Here is a 13350-nt window from a genome sequence, read left to right as displayed (position 1 = left end):
TGACACAAACTACACTTTGGCACAAATGATTTGCTTGCCATAAATTGCTCGTGACTTACCGATCGCACCCAGGAGGAAAATGCAGTTGCCGTTGACTCAATTGTTGTAGTCCTGACCCACAAGTCAAGTTATACTGCAACGGCGTGACGGTAATGTAATTTTGGCGAATCGCATCCACGTCGGTAGGAATGTTTTGAGGCAAATGCAGATCTGGTTCTGGTTCCACTTCTTCTAATAGTTCCCCTGCCAGCCAGTAATAAGTTTTGCCACGGGGATCGACTCGTTTTTCAAAGACATCTACATATCGGCGTATGCCCTGACGAGTGAACGTGACTCCAGTAATGTCTGCTTGCGGCACGGCAGGAACGTTGACATTAAGTAACATCAGTTGTGGTAAAGGTTCGCGTTCCAACTGGGCAACCAAAGACCGAGCAAAGTTAGCTGCGACTTGAAAATCTTGATGGATAAAACTAGTAAGGCTAAAAGCAATACTAGGAATGCGCTCAACGATCCCTTCCATTGCGGCGGAAACCGTACCGGAATACAAAATATCAGTACCTAGATTTGCCCCTTGATTGATGCCAGACAGAACCAGATCGGGGGGGGTGTCGAGTAAAGCCCACAAAGCCAACTTCACGCAGTCAGAAGGAGTGCCAGAACACGCCCAAGCTTTAATTTTGGGATGAAAAATCGATTCGATCGGTTCGACACGGATCGGCTGATGCAGGGTCAAACCGTGTCCAGTCGCCGATCGCTCGCGATCGGGGCAGACGACGAATACATCGTGTCCCGCCTCAGCTAAAGTATTGGCAAGGGTGCGAACACCAAGAGCGTAAATGCCATCGTCATTGCTGATCAGTAGTTTCATTAGATGTGTGGGGTCGTAGGGGCGGGTTTTTTAAGGATACCTGTACTAGAACAAATTATTCTGCGGTTAAACCCGCCCGTACAGGAGTCGGGAGTCGGGAGAAAGGCTAAATTGTTCTCCTGTCTCCTATCTTCTGTCTCCTGTCTCCTTCTTCATTGATAAGATAGACGCAGTTAGACATTTTATTATTGTTAGCAGCTAAAAGAGCATGACCGACCAGCCTAGTAACTTAGTAACTCAACTAGAAACGCTACAACAGGAAGCGCAAACCGCGATCGCTGCTGCCGATTGCCTGGAGCGATTGGAGGAACTCAGAGTAGCGTACCTGGGCAAAAAAGGTCAGTTGTCTGCAATTATGCGGCAAATGGGTCAGCTCTCAACTGAAGAACGCCCGCAATTTGGCGCGATCGCCAACACCGTTAAAGAAGCGGTACAAGCAGATTTAGACGATCGACGTACTAAGCTTCAAGCAGCTCGGCTTCAGGCGAAATTAGAATCTGAAACTATAGATGTGACTATGCCCGGGGTTTTTCGTCCCCTCGGTCACGCCCATCCCCTCAACAGCACTACTGATAGAATTATTGATATTTTCGTCGGTCTGGGTTACACCGTAGCAACGGGACCGGAAATCGAAACAGATTACTACAACTTCGAGGCACTCAATTTCTTACCCGACCATCCAGCACGGGATATGCAGGATACGCTATATCTCCCCGACGGAAATTTGCTGCGGACTCATACATCAAACGGGCAAATCCATTATATGGAAGACAACGAGCCGCCCGTGCGAATTGTGGTTCCAGGTCGCTGCTATCGGCGAGATACTGTAGATGCTACCCATGCCGCAGTTTTCCATCAGATAGAATTTTTTGCGGTAGACGAGGGTATAACTTTCACCGACCTCAAAGGTACGATCCAAATATTTTTACAAGAAATGTTTGGTGACGTGCCGATCCGCTTCCGTGCTAGTTATTTCCCCTTCACCGAACCGTCAGCTGAAGTAGACGTACAGTGGAAGGGACGTTGGTTGGAAGTTATGGGCTGCGGCGCGATCGATCCGAACGTGTTGAAAGCTGTAGGATACGACCCAGAGGTATACACCGGTTTTGCCGCTGGTATGGGTGTGGAACGGCTGGCAATGGTACTCCACCAAATCGACGATATTCGTCGCTTTTACAGTAGCGATCTGCGGTTTTTGCGACAGTTTTAAATGAATGTCATTGGTCATCGGTCTTCGGTCATTTGTGACTCAGCGAATGACGAGTAGCTAGTGACGAATGACACACTCTGTTTCCAAAACTGTAACCGTAGTAGGAAGACTTATCAGAGGTGTCATACTTAGAATTTAAGTTGAGCAACAACACAAAACAGTTGCTGACTGTTTATAAGGGACGAAAAATTTCGCACGCAAAATACTTATGATAGTTATCGAGAATACAGTGAAGGACGGACAATTCAACCGCGAACGAGCAAGTTTTTGGCAGAGGCGATATGCTGTTCGTTTAGGTAGGCTTTACGTACAACTAGCAGCTAACAACGTCTTCTTGAAGTTATTTGAAGGTTCGGATAGAGATCGCCTCAACTGTTCGGCTTCCTAGCTTGTTTCGGCACTATACTATTGTTTGTAGGCATAGCCTGACAAAATTTTCTATTGGAGACGAGATGATGCGTCCAGTCTCATTTATAACTCTAGCTCTCCTCATCAGCGTGCTTTCTGCTACAGCACGGGCAGAGAATCGGCAAGCAATTACTCAGCTAGAATTGCGCGCTCGCACCGTTAAAATTATTTCTGGTTCCCAAGGATTAAACTACTCTGTTTTTTCCCAAGATGGCACGGTGTTGGATGCAAATTTGAATGAAACCCAATTGGCAGAGAAGCATCCCGAACTGCACGAAAGAATCCGTCCTGCTGTTGCTAAAGAGGCTAGTAGTTCTGAGACAATGCTGTGGATGGGTGAGTTTCCAGATAATTCTAAATAGGTAGACAAGAGAATTCTCGCTCTGGCAAAACTCAATAGAATTACCAAAGACAAGCTATTGATAATCTCTCCATAATCTATTGCTGCTAGTCTGAGACACTAATCGACTAGCAGTATTCATATGGAGGATAGTCTGCATGGCATCACCTTTTTATCTAACTATCAAAGGTAAATTTGTCATAGCAGACAAAGAACCAGATGGAGATTCTGTACGCTTCATTGCTGACGATCCAGATTTATACCAAGAACTCCAGCGCAACTATCGAATTAAACCTTCTCGCGATCGCAGCGTTCAATTGCGATTTGAAGGTATAGATGCTCCAGAAGTACATTATGGCAGGTATGCCCAACCTCTAGGGGACGAAACCCGCGATTTTCTCCTAAAAAAGATGGGTTTTGCCAAAATCAAATTTCAAGGCGATCGCGTCCAATCTGCCGATCCCGATACTATATCTGGGGTAATTTTAACTCAGGCTGCTGATGTCAACGGACGACCTATATCTTATGCACTAATTGGAAAGAATGCCGCACAGCTAGAAAACGGAGACTGGACGCAAGTTGAACCAGAACTTTTGCGCCAAACTCTCAACTTTCTAATGATGGCTGAGGGTAGAGCTTATTATACTGTTTATACTTCTACACCGCGATCGCATCGTCAAGTCCTGCGGGAAGCAGCTTTAGCAGCGCGGGAAAAAGATTTAGGAGTATGGGCAGCAGATAGTACTAGTGAGTCATTTGGTATGAGTGTTGCCATAAAAAGGATGGTCAATTAAAGTGAAGATACATAGTTTTTCAGGTTGTGATGACACGGCAAAAAAAAGCACCTTTGCGACCGTTAAGTGATGAAGAACAAACCGACTTGAAAAAACTGAGCCGTTCTCAATCCCAATCATCTGCTAGTGTCATGCGGGCCAAAGCGATTCTAGCCGTGGCTCTTGGGGCTGATTACACGAGTGCAGCGCAGTTAGTAGGATTACGCTGTGGTGATACGGTCAGCAAGTGGGTCAGTCGCTTCAATGTTGAAGGCTTAGCTGCCTTACAGCCTCGACATGGCGGTGGGGCAGTAGTGCAATACAGCGAACCAGAAAAACAACGCATCCTGTCCGAATTTCAGCGTCAACCAGAGCGGCAGAAAGAGGGCACGGCAACCTGGTCAGTAGCTACACTTCAACGGGCTTTGCGTCAGGCTCCTGATGGCTTAACCCAAATCAGTACTTATACAATTTGGCAGGTACTCAAAGAGGCGGGCTATAGCTGGCAAAAGAGCCGCAGTTGGTTAAAAACTGGACAGGTGAAGCGCATACGCAAAGGCAAGCTAGTAGTAGTAACTGACCCAGATACCGTGGCAAAAAAAAACTGATAGAACGCGCTTACACTCAGGGACAGAAGCTAGGCTTGAGTGTGTGGTGCGAAGACGAGGCGGGACCATTTGGCACTGCTCCTTACCCTGGTAGCAATTGGCAGCCAGTAGGTAAACCGACACGGCAAGAACATGAATATATCCGTAATGGCACAGCCAAGCTGTTAACGCTATTCCATCCCGCTACTGGGCAAGTACGAGTTAAGGGTGTTACCAGTTGTACCAATGCTGTGTTGCACGAATGGCTCAAGCAAGAATTAGCTAGTGTTGTACAATCACTGCCAACTCCAGCTCGATTACTCAAGCCTGAAGAAAATCAACGGTTATGGAAAAGTTGGCAGCAGGGGTTGAAAGTACGCTTTACACTCCCACACGACTTACCGCCACTGCGAATGTTGCTAGTGATGGATAACTTGGTCGGACATAAAACTCCCCAGTTGGTATTGTGGCTGTGTGCTCATGGCATCATGCCGCTCTACACACCTCTTGGCGGTAGCTGGCTGAATATGGCTGAGTCGATTCAACGAATTCTCAAACGCCGAGCTCTAGAGGGGCATCATCCGCAAACAGCCTATCAAATTATTGAGTGGTTGGAAGCAACTGCTTTTGGATGGAACCAACAACCAACGCCGTTTGTCTGGGCAGGATTACGAGCGCAACGTCGAGACAGAGCGCGTCAAAGATTTCACTCTCTTGGTGGTTCTGGTGCCTGTACGCATCGTCCTCTTCGGCGGACAACTATTGCCAAAAATAATGGCAACACTCATACCAAATGACCCAATAGTATTTTCAGATTAGTAGACTTCGATTCTATTACTCCTCCCAACGGTCAATTAATTCTACCAAAGTTATTTCGACGCTGTACGGATTATCTTAAAGCTGTCGCTGAAGGTTATAGCGGTAATCTTGCTGATTGGCTAGAAGGTGTTTCTCTCCAGCGATCGCGCAATGAAAATGATGCCGTCATTATTCGCGATCGAACTCAAGTTTCTCTTAGTAGCCTGATCGAACAATATAACAGTCAGATCGCGTTTCAAGAAGATTTATTAGATATTACTTTTGTAGAAAAGACTTAACCGATTATCAATTATCAGTGTAGAGACGTTATATGTAACGTCTCTACACGCTTTTGACTTTTGACTTTTAACTTTTAACTTTATTTATCTAATGCCTCATTGCTATTTCTATCCATTTAGGATAAGCATAAGATTTTTGAACTTTTAACTGCAATCCAGTGTAAGTTGTGCCTATCAACTCAAATAGACTTTGTAGTTTATCCATTTTCTGTGGTTCTGTTCCAAAGGTTTCTAAAGCCAAACTCCACCAGGCATTATTTTGGATAGTTAACTGAGTGAGTTCTAAGGCACAACCGTCATACAGACGTTGCGATCGCACTTTGCCGATCCTCACCCAAGATTTTTGGCTTAATACATGCTTTGGTTGAAAACTTTCAGTGGTTGGATCTTCACACAACCATTTGCCCCATTTTTCTAACTTACCCTCCACCCGTTCAAAACGCAAACTCTCTAATTCTGCTTGTCGCCACTTAATTTCCAAACGTCCCTGGCGCAATTTTAATCCCATATATTCACATTCAGGAACGTAGAGATACACGTCTTCTCTTGTTTCTGGTGCTTGCAATTGTCCGCCTAATTTATCTCGCTCAAACCAAGAGGAAACCTCTGAAGGTAGCTCTCCTGAAATAAACCAACGCAGTTCCAAACTGTTTAGCATATGTCATCTATTTGGGAACTGTATAACCTGCTTCTTGTGCTGCTGACGTGTTAGGAAAACACCTTAACGGCTCAACCTTATCGTATACGGGAGATTTGGGAGTGAGAGCAATTTTTCCTAATCTTTTACTATCAATAGCTTTGATTGGATTACCATCAGCACAACTTGTTTGTTGTGCTGTATCCTTTCGATCTGATGGAGTAGATGTAGGTGCAGTATTCGTATTATTTGGTGAGCTTTGGGTATTATTCGTTAACTCGCCAGATTGAGTATTACAGCCAGAAAGAATTGCAGCTGCAATAAGGATTAAGGTAGCAGCTGCTCTGCGAGAAGAAATTGAAAGTTTCATCAGCCTCAGCTTTTGTAGTGCGGACGACGCTCTTGAAAATGCAACAATTTATGCTGAAGTTGGTTGGTTAGTTTTGTCTAAGCTTGAACGTCCGCTTAACGAAAGCATTACCCGCGAAATCCCTGTAAACAAAATGCTAGCACCAACTAAAGTACCAATTATCCACGGTGCATTGAAGGGATACTGAAACCAAATCATCCCACCTAAGATTAAGGTGATAATACCGTCACCGAGTACCCAAGTCCAATTTTGTTGCGGACGCAAACGGAAAGCCAGAATTGTTTCAAATACACCTTCCGCAAGTAGGAAGCTACCTAGCAGCAAAGTCAGCGTTAATACACCTGTTAAGGGGTAAACAAACAGCATGATGCCTGTAGCAATGTACAGAATGCTTAATCCGAGCTTCCAAGCAAAACCCCCATCATTGCGAGTCTGAAACGCATAAAATAGCTTAGCAGCTCCAGAACTAATTAAAATCAACGCTACCCAAGTCTCAAAAAATATGGTCGAGACAGCAGGTATAGCGATCGCAATAACTCCGAAAATAGTGAGTAGTATGCCGACGAGCAGAGAGCGATCGATACCTTTGTTACTGTTAGAAGAAATATCTGTTGTCATCTCAATTTTTCCGTACTGGAACAATACAATCACGCTAGATAATTTCTCTAGTACTTGGGTAGGATCTTAGGGTAGAGTTATCAGGTATCAGTTGTAGGGAGCAGGGAGCAGCGAACAGTTAATTCCGACTTACGACTTACGACTTCTTCTCTTACCACTGCTCACTGTTGACTAAAATCCCATTTCCTGTAATTTTTGGGACAATTGCCTTGCTACAGCAGGATTGCTCGATTCGTAAAGTGCGATCGCTTGTTGAAATGCTGCTAAACTCTCTCTTACCTGCCCTAGTTTCAGCAATACGACTCCTAAATTCTGATAAGCTTGGGCATACTCAGGATTGAGTTGAATTGCGCGTTCGTAAGCCGCGATCGCTTCTACAAATTGTCCCATTGCCTTTAAAGTAATACCTAAATTGTAGTAACCTAAAGCAAAATTAGGATCGATTTGTAAGATTTTCAAATAATTAGACTTAGCTTGAGGTAAATTTCCTGTTTTTTGCCATAAGTTCCCTAAATTATTATAAGCACCAATTTTTAAAAAGGAGGATACATTTAACTGAGCTGCTGTTTGATACGATGCAATTGCTAGCGATATTTGGCGCTCGTAGCTATAAGCAAGTCCTAAATGATAGTGGAGTTCGTACAAAATTTCCTCATTGTTTGCTGCAGATTTCAGTCCTCGTTCTAATAATTCAATTCCTGACACAACTTTTCCTGTTTGTACGTATAAAGCTCCCAACTTACTACAAACATAAGGATCGTCAGGATGACTAGCCAAAAAGCCTGACATGATCTTCTCAGCTTGGACAAACTTATCTTTTTGTGCAATTTGCTGTTGTTGGTATCCATAGTGTAAAATAGCAACCTTATCTAAGTTAGCAATTTGCCAGTGGGGTTCGCGACGAAGAATTTCCGTAACGCTATCATCAATCATGGCGTGATAGGGACGCGCAAAATAGATATCTTGATGGCGGCGAAACAAACGCGAGACTAAAGAATAGGGTGATTGTACTGCACCAACTTCTTGCCGTAGTAAATTAACTACCAAGAAACGATCGCCATTCATTACCTGTAGTAAATCCGGTATAATTTCAGGTACTAAAATCTCATCTGCATCGAGTACTAAAACCCAATCACCAGTCACGTACTTAAGTGCCTCATTTCGCGCTGCACTAAAATCATTACACCAGTTAAAGTGATATATTTTTGCCCCAAATTGCCGAGCTACTTCTACCGTGCGATCGCTAGATCCAGTATCTAAAACAACTATTTCCTCTACAACATCTTTAACACTATTGAGACACTGAGGTAGCGCTATCTCTTCATTTTTAACAATAATACAAAAGCTGGTTGTCATTTGTCACTTGTCATTTGTTATTTGCCATTTTTATCGATCGCGTCCATCTAAAATCGCAATTTTCTAAACAAAAGATTGCCTAAAAATTAAGTGCGATCGCCATAAATAATAAATGATAATAAAAATCCGTTCAAATTCAATTTGAACGGAATTACAAGATTATCCTATCAGTTGTTACTCGTTTGACTCAAAAGAAAAGAGCAACCAGAAGTCATCAGTTTAATGTTTCCCCATTTTGACCTTTGACTTTTGACTTTTGACTTCTTACAAGTCAGGAGGTAGCATCACTTTATCAATCGCGTGGATGACACCATTACTCGCTTTAATATCGGGTTGCACTACACTAGCATCGTTCACAGACACACCCTTGCTGGGATCGGCTTGTACGTTTACAGCGCCCCCTTCTACTGTTTTGACTTCCCCAGATTTTAAATCGCTAGATGTGACATTACCGGGTACTACGTGGTAGGTCAAGATTTTGACCAGAATATCTTTATTTTCAGGTTTCAACAACTCTTGCAAGGCATCTTGAGGTAATTGAGCAAAAGCTGCATCTGTCGGCGCAAACACAGTGAATGGTCCCTGTCCAGAAAGAGTTTCTGTCAAACCTGCTGCTTTGAGAGCAGCTGTCAAGGTTTTAAAGGAGTCATTAGCGGCGGCTAGAGCCACTACGTTCTCCGTTGAAGGCTCAGTTGCTCCTGGTGCAGGAGTAACAGGACTAGGCGCTGTTTCTGGTGGCTGAGTTTCCGATGGTGGTGTAGTCGGTGTTGTGGGTGGCGTACCAGTACGACGGTTGTAAGGGGGTTCGTTGAAAATACTAGGTCTGGGATTAGTTGCTCCTCCACTCGACTGTTGCGCTTCCACAGGAAGTCCGATAAGGATACTAGCCCCTACAACTCCTATCAGACTTGCTAGTAGCTTGAGCATCTTATTGCACATTAAGCTATTGTGACTTGGAATTTTTCTCACTTTTGCGTTCCTCTATTGCTCCAAGAATTGTTAGACTATCGTTTCTTTGTCGTGTTCCGAGAATCTTAAGTTTTATAACATTCTCCGATATTTTTGACAAACTGCACAAACAGCCACTCTGCGAAAGGCTTTGGGTCAACGGGGATTTTTAAGAATGGCTTGTTATAGAGACTTTGCTATTAACAGGCATTTTGAGTCAGCTCGCTAGTGTAACTCTAATAAAAAGTGGAAAAAAGATATTCGAGCTTGCATTGCGTTCGTTCAATTGCGTTCATGCATGAGTGTCACTTAATATAAAGCTAGATTAAATCGATTTATTACAAAAAAAATCCCGAAAAAAATCCCGATTTCGCCGATTTGTCACTCGCGATCGCTACCCCTTTCTAGAAAATCGTTAGCATAATTGGGACTATATCAAAAGGTATACTATTATCCCAAAGGAATAATTTCAAAATATTAAAATCTAATGTGTTTCATTTCATTTTTACTCGCTCCACTTGACAGATTGCATTTAGATTTCTTAAAAGTGAATATATCAGCAGACTCGAAAGTTTATATAGTTTAATTGTTGCGTTCATATTTCTTTAGGTTATTACCTGAGGTAGAGGGAATTACAAGTTTGAAAGTGATAGATTGCACTTGAATCAATGATGGATGAGTAGAAACAGGAGTTAATGATATGTGGAACATCATTGCTTGGATTGTTTTAGGGCTAATAGCGGGAGCGATCGCTAAAGCCATCTATCCCGGTCATCAAGGTGGTGGTATCCTAGCAACAATTATTCTCGGAATTTTAGGCGCATTAGTAGGAGGCTGGCTAGGGTCTGTCATCTTCCCGGGTAGCGCAGGCGCGGCGGCGGCTGGAGTTGGTGCATTAACCATACCTAGCATTATTTTTGCCGTTCTTGGTGCAATTATCTTACTGTTCATCTGGGGTTTGGTAACTCGCCGAACTGCGTAAAAACTCGATAAGAAGTTGTGAGTTTTGAAATACCTAAACTTTCCTTCCCCAAAATCTCTGCTGGGGAAGGATTATTTTGTGGGTGCGTGGAGAGTGAGGAGTAGTGAATAGTAAAATTCTCCTGGTAACTGGTCACTAGTCACTGATAACTGATAACTGTTTCAAGGAGCAGGCAAATGATAGAACTGTATCAATTCGAGCTATCGCAGTACTCAGAAAAGGTGCGTTTAATTCTAGATTACAAAGGATTAGAGTACCGTAAAGTTGAAATCACGCCAGGTATAGGACAGGTAGAGCTATTCCGCATGTCGGGACAACGGCAAGTCCCCGTACTGAAAGATGGCAGTACATTTGTAGCCGATTCTACCGAAATTGCTAAGTATCTCGATCGCCAATATCCAGATAGACCCCTATTCCCTAGCGATCCAGTTCAACGAGCATTATGCCTAATAATGGAGGAATGGGCAGACTCATCCATTGGAATTAAAAGCCGTCAAGCGCTATTTGGTGCAATTAGCCAAGATCAAGGTTTTCGTAAATCTCTCCTCCCAGAGACTACTCCCGATATTGTCAAAAGTTTAGTCGAGTTCATTCCCAGCGAATTACTCAAAGTCCTGGGAATTGGCGTAGGTTCTGGTCCTGATAGCGTTAAATCTGCCACGACCGACTTGAAACAAGACCTAGAAGCACTATGTTTGTTGTTAGTAGAACGTCCCTACTTGCTGGGTGACGAACCTTGCTTAGCCGATTTAGCCGTTGCAGGCTTGTCCATGCTGATTAAATTCCCTGATGGACCTTACCTCGACCTCCCGCCAGCCGTAAAAGGAAAAGGTATCCCAGGATTAGCTGACAGCATTATATACGAGCCATTTTTCACTTGGCGCGATCGCCTCTACGCCCAATACCGCAAATCTACCTTCAGCTACAATACTGCACCCTCAGCACCGACTTCTATCAGTATTGACTAAGGAGCGAGGAGCGAGGAGTGAGAGGAATTTGGGATTCAAAATTAAATTCACCCTGTCTCTCCCTTATCCCCCTTGTCTGCCCCCTCACCCCTAACTCCTCACTCCTCACCCCTAATTTTGTAGCCACGATCGAAAATTCGACATAAGATAAGCCAAGGGAAATTGCAAATTTTGCCGTCATTAATACTATGAATTCGGCGCAACCACCCTTGGGTTCCGTTATCCAAGGTTCTCTCAGTCAAGGCTTAGAAGTAAGACTCCATCCAGATGTCTCGGTGGAAGACATGCGGGTGGGAAAATTTCTAGTTGTTGAAGGGGCGCGATCGCGTTTTTTCTGTATGCTGACAGATGTATCGCTCGGTACTTCTAGCAACAGAATTGTTGCCAACCCCCCCCATCCAGACGATGATTTTTTACGGGAAGTGTTAGCTGGTAGCGGGACGTATGGGACGATCGAACTTGCTCCCATGCTGATGTTTACTCCCGAAGAGTATGCCGAGACAACCAACGGCACGTCTATACAAAGCAAAAAAAACGACTCGAACGGGCAAAATGGATTGGCATCCTATCAGCCGCAAAGTAGCAGTAGCATCGAACTGATGCCAGTCAAAACAATTCCCCGCCACTTCAGCCAGGTGTACGATGCTAGCGAACGAGATTTCCGCGCTGTCTTTGGCTGGGAAGATGACCCCCACCGCCGCAATTTTGCCATCGGTCAACCGTTGGATATGGATGTTCCCATTTGCATCGATTTAGACCGCTTTGTAGAGCGCAGCAACGGTGTATTCGGTAAGTCTGGGACGGGGAAATCATTTCTCACCCGTTTGCTGCTGTGCGGCATCATTCGCAAGCAAGCAGCAGTTAACTTGATCTTCGACATGCACTCGGAATATGGCTGGGAAGCAGTGCGCGAAGGCAAGCAATTCAGCACCGTTAAAGGCTTGAGACAGCTATTCCCAGGTCAGGTACAAATCTACACGCTTGACCCCGCATCCACTAGGCGGCGAGGTGTGCGGGATGCCCAAGAACTTTACCTCAGCTACGACCAAATTGAAGTTGAAGATTTGATGCTGGTGCGAGATGAATTAAATCTGTCTGAAGCCAGCTTGGAAAATGCAATTATTTTACGTAACGAGTTTGGTAATGCTTGGATTAGCCAACTCTTAAGCATGACAAACGAGGAAATTCAGTTTTTCTGCGAAGAAAAGCGGGGTAACAAATCGTCAATTATGGCGTTGCAGCGTAAGCTGAATCGCCTAGAAGACATGAAATACATGCGCCCTGTCTGCCCGCAAAATTATATTAAACAAATTTTAGATTCCTTAACGGCTGGTAAGCATGTTGTGATCGAGTTTGGTGCGCAATCGAATATGCTGTCGTACATGCTGGCAACAAATTTGATCTCACGCCGGATTCACCAACATTACGTCCACCAAGCTGAGAAATTTTTGCAGACCAAAAATCCTTGCGATCGCCCCCGGCAATTAGTGATTACAATCGAAGAGGCACATCGCTTTCTTGACCCTGCCACCGTCCGCCAAACTATTTTTGGAATCATTGCCAGAGAGATGCGTAAGTACTTCGTTACGCTGTTAGTGGTTGACCAGCGCCCCTCTGGAATTGATAATGAGGTGATGTCTCAGATCGGTACGCGGATCACAGCTTTACTCAACGACGAAAAAGACATCGATGCCATCTTCACGGGAGTTTCTGGAGGGCAAAGCTTGCGATCGGTTTTGGCTAAACTTGATTCTAAGCAACAAGCTCTGATTATCGGTCATGCCGTACCCATGCCAGTCGTGGTTCGTACCCGTCCCTATGACGAGAAATTTTATACGGAAATTGGTGATGTTGCTTGGGAAGAAAAGCCTGACGATGAAGTTTTCGCCGCCGCCGAACTCGCTAAAGCTGATTTAGGTTTTTAATTTGTAGAGACGTTGCAGGTAACGTCTCTGCGAAAAAAAATGTATTCGGAATCTACACCAAAACTTCATCTGTTGCAGTTCGGATATCCGGAACCTGCGGCAGAGGGAGTGATGTCATCATATATAACATACCCAATAAAAATGCTTTTGGTCGAAGTGGATAAGCAAAACACTGCGCGAGATTGTCGGAATGGTTCTAGTGTAAGCCCCAAATAAGGCTTTACGTAACCTGGGATCTATTCTAAGATGAGAGTAAGAGTAAA

At 44.2% G+C, this 13350-nt stretch carries 15 protein-coding genes; 9 read left to right on the top strand and 6 right to left on the bottom strand.

Annotation, left to right across the window (positions count from 1 at the left end; genetic code table 11):
- Positions 1-55: 55 nt before the first annotated feature.
- Positions 56-868: a 5'/3'-nucleotidase SurE gene (gene surE / locus N4J56_RS15020; RefSeq protein ID WP_317107175.1), complete on the bottom strand. Its 813-nt coding sequence runs from the start codon at positions 866-868 to the stop codon at positions 56-58.
- Positions 869-1076: 208 nt separating this feature from the next.
- Here surE and pheS point away from each other — a divergent pair, with 208 nt between their 5' ends.
- The 6 genes from pheS to N4J56_RS14990 all read left to right on the top strand — a co-directional run bounded on the left by pheS (position 1077) and on the right by N4J56_RS14990 (position 4983).
- On the top strand, positions 1077-2078 hold the full coding sequence (gene pheS, locus N4J56_RS15015; protein WP_317107174.1) for a phenylalanine--tRNA ligase subunit alpha: 1002 nt from the start codon (positions 1077-1079) through the stop codon (positions 2076-2078).
- Positions 2079-2286: 208 nt separating this feature from the next.
- A complete protein-coding gene (locus tag N4J56_RS15010) occupies positions 2287-2466 on the top strand; it encodes a hypothetical protein (protein ID WP_132866991.1) in 180 nt (59 codons plus the stop codon).
- A gap of 64 nt (positions 2467-2530) precedes the next feature.
- Entirely contained in the window at positions 2531-2848 is a 318-nt protein-coding gene (locus N4J56_RS15005; protein ID WP_317107173.1) for a hypothetical protein, read from the top strand.
- Positions 2849-2984: 136 nt separating this feature from the next.
- Positions 2985-3620 (top strand): thermonuclease family protein, encoded by a 636-nt coding sequence (locus N4J56_RS15000; RefSeq protein WP_317107172.1) that lies wholly within the window; start codon positions 2985-2987, stop codon positions 3618-3620.
- Between the two features lie 29 nt (positions 3621-3649).
- Positions 3650-4207, top strand: a complete 558-nt coding sequence (locus N4J56_RS14995) for a helix-turn-helix domain-containing protein (protein ID WP_317105833.1) — start codon at positions 3650-3652, stop codon at positions 4205-4207.
- A 41-nt stretch (positions 4208-4248) separates the two neighbouring features.
- Positions 4249-4983, top strand: a complete 735-nt coding sequence (locus N4J56_RS14990) for a transposase (RefSeq protein WP_317105834.1) — start codon at positions 4249-4251, stop codon at positions 4981-4983.
- A gap of 388 nt (positions 4984-5371) precedes the next feature.
- Here N4J56_RS14990 and N4J56_RS14985 read toward each other — a convergent pair whose 3' ends face one another.
- The 5 genes from N4J56_RS14985 to N4J56_RS14965 form a co-directional block, all read right to left on the bottom strand.
- A complete protein-coding gene (locus N4J56_RS14985) occupies positions 5372-5941 on the bottom strand; it encodes a hypothetical protein (RefSeq protein ID WP_317107171.1) in 570 nt (189 codons plus the stop codon).
- Between the two features lie 7 nt (positions 5942-5948).
- Entirely contained in the window at positions 5949-6290 is a 342-nt protein-coding gene (locus N4J56_RS14980; RefSeq protein WP_317107170.1) for a hypothetical protein, read from the bottom strand.
- 48 nt (positions 6291-6338) lie between these two features.
- Positions 6339-6908 carry an HdeD family acid-resistance protein gene (locus N4J56_RS14975; protein WP_317107169.1) on the bottom strand — a complete coding sequence of 190 codons (570 nt, stop codon included), beginning with the start codon at positions 6906-6908 and terminating at the stop codon, positions 6339-6341.
- Between the two features lie 171 nt (positions 6909-7079).
- The gene (locus N4J56_RS14970; protein WP_317107168.1) at positions 7080-8264 is read right to left on the bottom strand and encodes a tetratricopeptide repeat protein; all 1185 of its coding nucleotides are present in this window, start codon (positions 8262-8264) and stop codon (positions 7080-7082) included.
- A gap of 264 nt (positions 8265-8528) precedes the next feature.
- Positions 8529-9203, bottom strand: coding sequence for a fasciclin domain-containing protein (locus tag N4J56_RS14965; protein ID WP_410500503.1), 675 nt, complete (start codon positions 9201-9203; stop codon positions 8529-8531).
- A gap of 709 nt (positions 9204-9912) precedes the next feature.
- On the opposite strand from N4J56_RS14965, the gene N4J56_RS14960 reads away from it, so the two are divergent.
- The 3 genes from N4J56_RS14960 (at position 9913) to N4J56_RS14950 (ending at position 13087) form a co-directional block, all read left to right on the top strand.
- A complete protein-coding gene (locus tag N4J56_RS14960; RefSeq protein ID WP_015154110.1) occupies positions 9913-10194 on the top strand; it encodes a GlsB/YeaQ/YmgE family stress response membrane protein in 282 nt (93 codons plus the stop codon).
- 176 nt (positions 10195-10370) lie between these two features.
- Positions 10371-11162, top strand: a complete 792-nt coding sequence (locus tag N4J56_RS14955) for a glutathione S-transferase family protein (RefSeq protein ID WP_317107166.1) — start codon at positions 10371-10373, stop codon at positions 11160-11162.
- A 188-nt stretch (positions 11163-11350) separates the two neighbouring features.
- Positions 11351-13087: an ATP-binding protein gene (locus tag N4J56_RS14950; RefSeq protein ID WP_317107165.1), complete on the top strand. Its 1737-nt coding sequence runs from the start codon at positions 11351-11353 to the stop codon at positions 13085-13087.
- Positions 13088-13350 lie beyond the last annotated feature (263 nt).

The sequence above is a fragment of the Chroococcidiopsis sp. SAG 2025 genome, assembly GCF_032860985.1.
GTDB lineage: Bacteria > Cyanobacteriota > Cyanobacteriia > Cyanobacteriales > Chroococcidiopsidaceae > Chroococcidiopsis.
Note: the sequence above shows the minus strand (reverse complement) of the source record. Positions and strands in the feature narration are given on the sequence as shown.

What these genes read in the sequence shown, in the direction of transcription:
- N4J56_RS14955 (WP_317107166.1), top strand. Translation starts at nt 10,371, where the DNA reads ATGATAGAACTGTATCAATTCGAGCTATCGCAGTACTCAGAAAAGGTG.
- N4J56_RS15005 (WP_317107173.1), top strand. Translation starts at nt 2,531, where the DNA reads ATGATGCGTCCAGTCTCATTTATAACTCTAGCTCTCCTCATCAGCGTG.
- N4J56_RS14950 (WP_317107165.1), top strand. Translation starts at nt 11,351, where the DNA reads ATGAATTCGGCGCAACCACCCTTGGGTTCCGTTATCCAAGGTTCTCTC.
- N4J56_RS14985 (WP_317107171.1), bottom strand. Translation starts at nt 5,941, where the DNA reads ATGCTAAACAGTTTGGAACTGCGTTGGTTTATTTCAGGAGAGCTACCT.
- N4J56_RS15000 (WP_317107172.1), top strand. Translation starts at nt 2,985, where the DNA reads ATGGCATCACCTTTTTATCTAACTATCAAAGGTAAATTTGTCATAGCA.
- N4J56_RS14995 (WP_317105833.1), top strand. Translation starts at nt 3,650, where the DNA reads ATGACACGGCAAAAAAAAGCACCTTTGCGACCGTTAAGTGATGAAGAA.
- surE (WP_317107175.1), bottom strand. Translation starts at nt 868, where the DNA reads ATGAAACTACTGATCAGCAATGACGATGGCATTTACGCTCTTGGTGTT.
- N4J56_RS15010 (WP_132866991.1), top strand. Translation starts at nt 2,287, where the DNA reads ATGATAGTTATCGAGAATACAGTGAAGGACGGACAATTCAACCGCGAA.
- N4J56_RS14975 (WP_317107169.1), bottom strand. Translation starts at nt 6,908, where the DNA reads ATGACAACAGATATTTCTTCTAACAGTAACAAAGGTATCGATCGCTCT.
- N4J56_RS14965 (WP_410500503.1), bottom strand. Translation starts at nt 9,203, where the DNA reads ATGTGCAATAAGATGCTCAAGCTACTAGCAAGTCTGATAGGAGTTGTA.
- pheS (WP_317107174.1), top strand. Translation starts at nt 1,077, where the DNA reads ATGACCGACCAGCCTAGTAACTTAGTAACTCAACTAGAAACGCTACAA.
- N4J56_RS14980 (WP_317107170.1), bottom strand. Translation starts at nt 6,290, where the DNA reads ATGAAACTTTCAATTTCTTCTCGCAGAGCAGCTGCTACCTTAATCCTT.
- N4J56_RS14960 (WP_015154110.1), top strand. Translation starts at nt 9,913, where the DNA reads ATGTGGAACATCATTGCTTGGATTGTTTTAGGGCTAATAGCGGGAGCG.
- N4J56_RS14970 (WP_317107168.1), bottom strand. Translation starts at nt 8,264, where the DNA reads ATGACAACCAGCTTTTGTATTATTGTTAAAAATGAAGAGATAGCGCTA.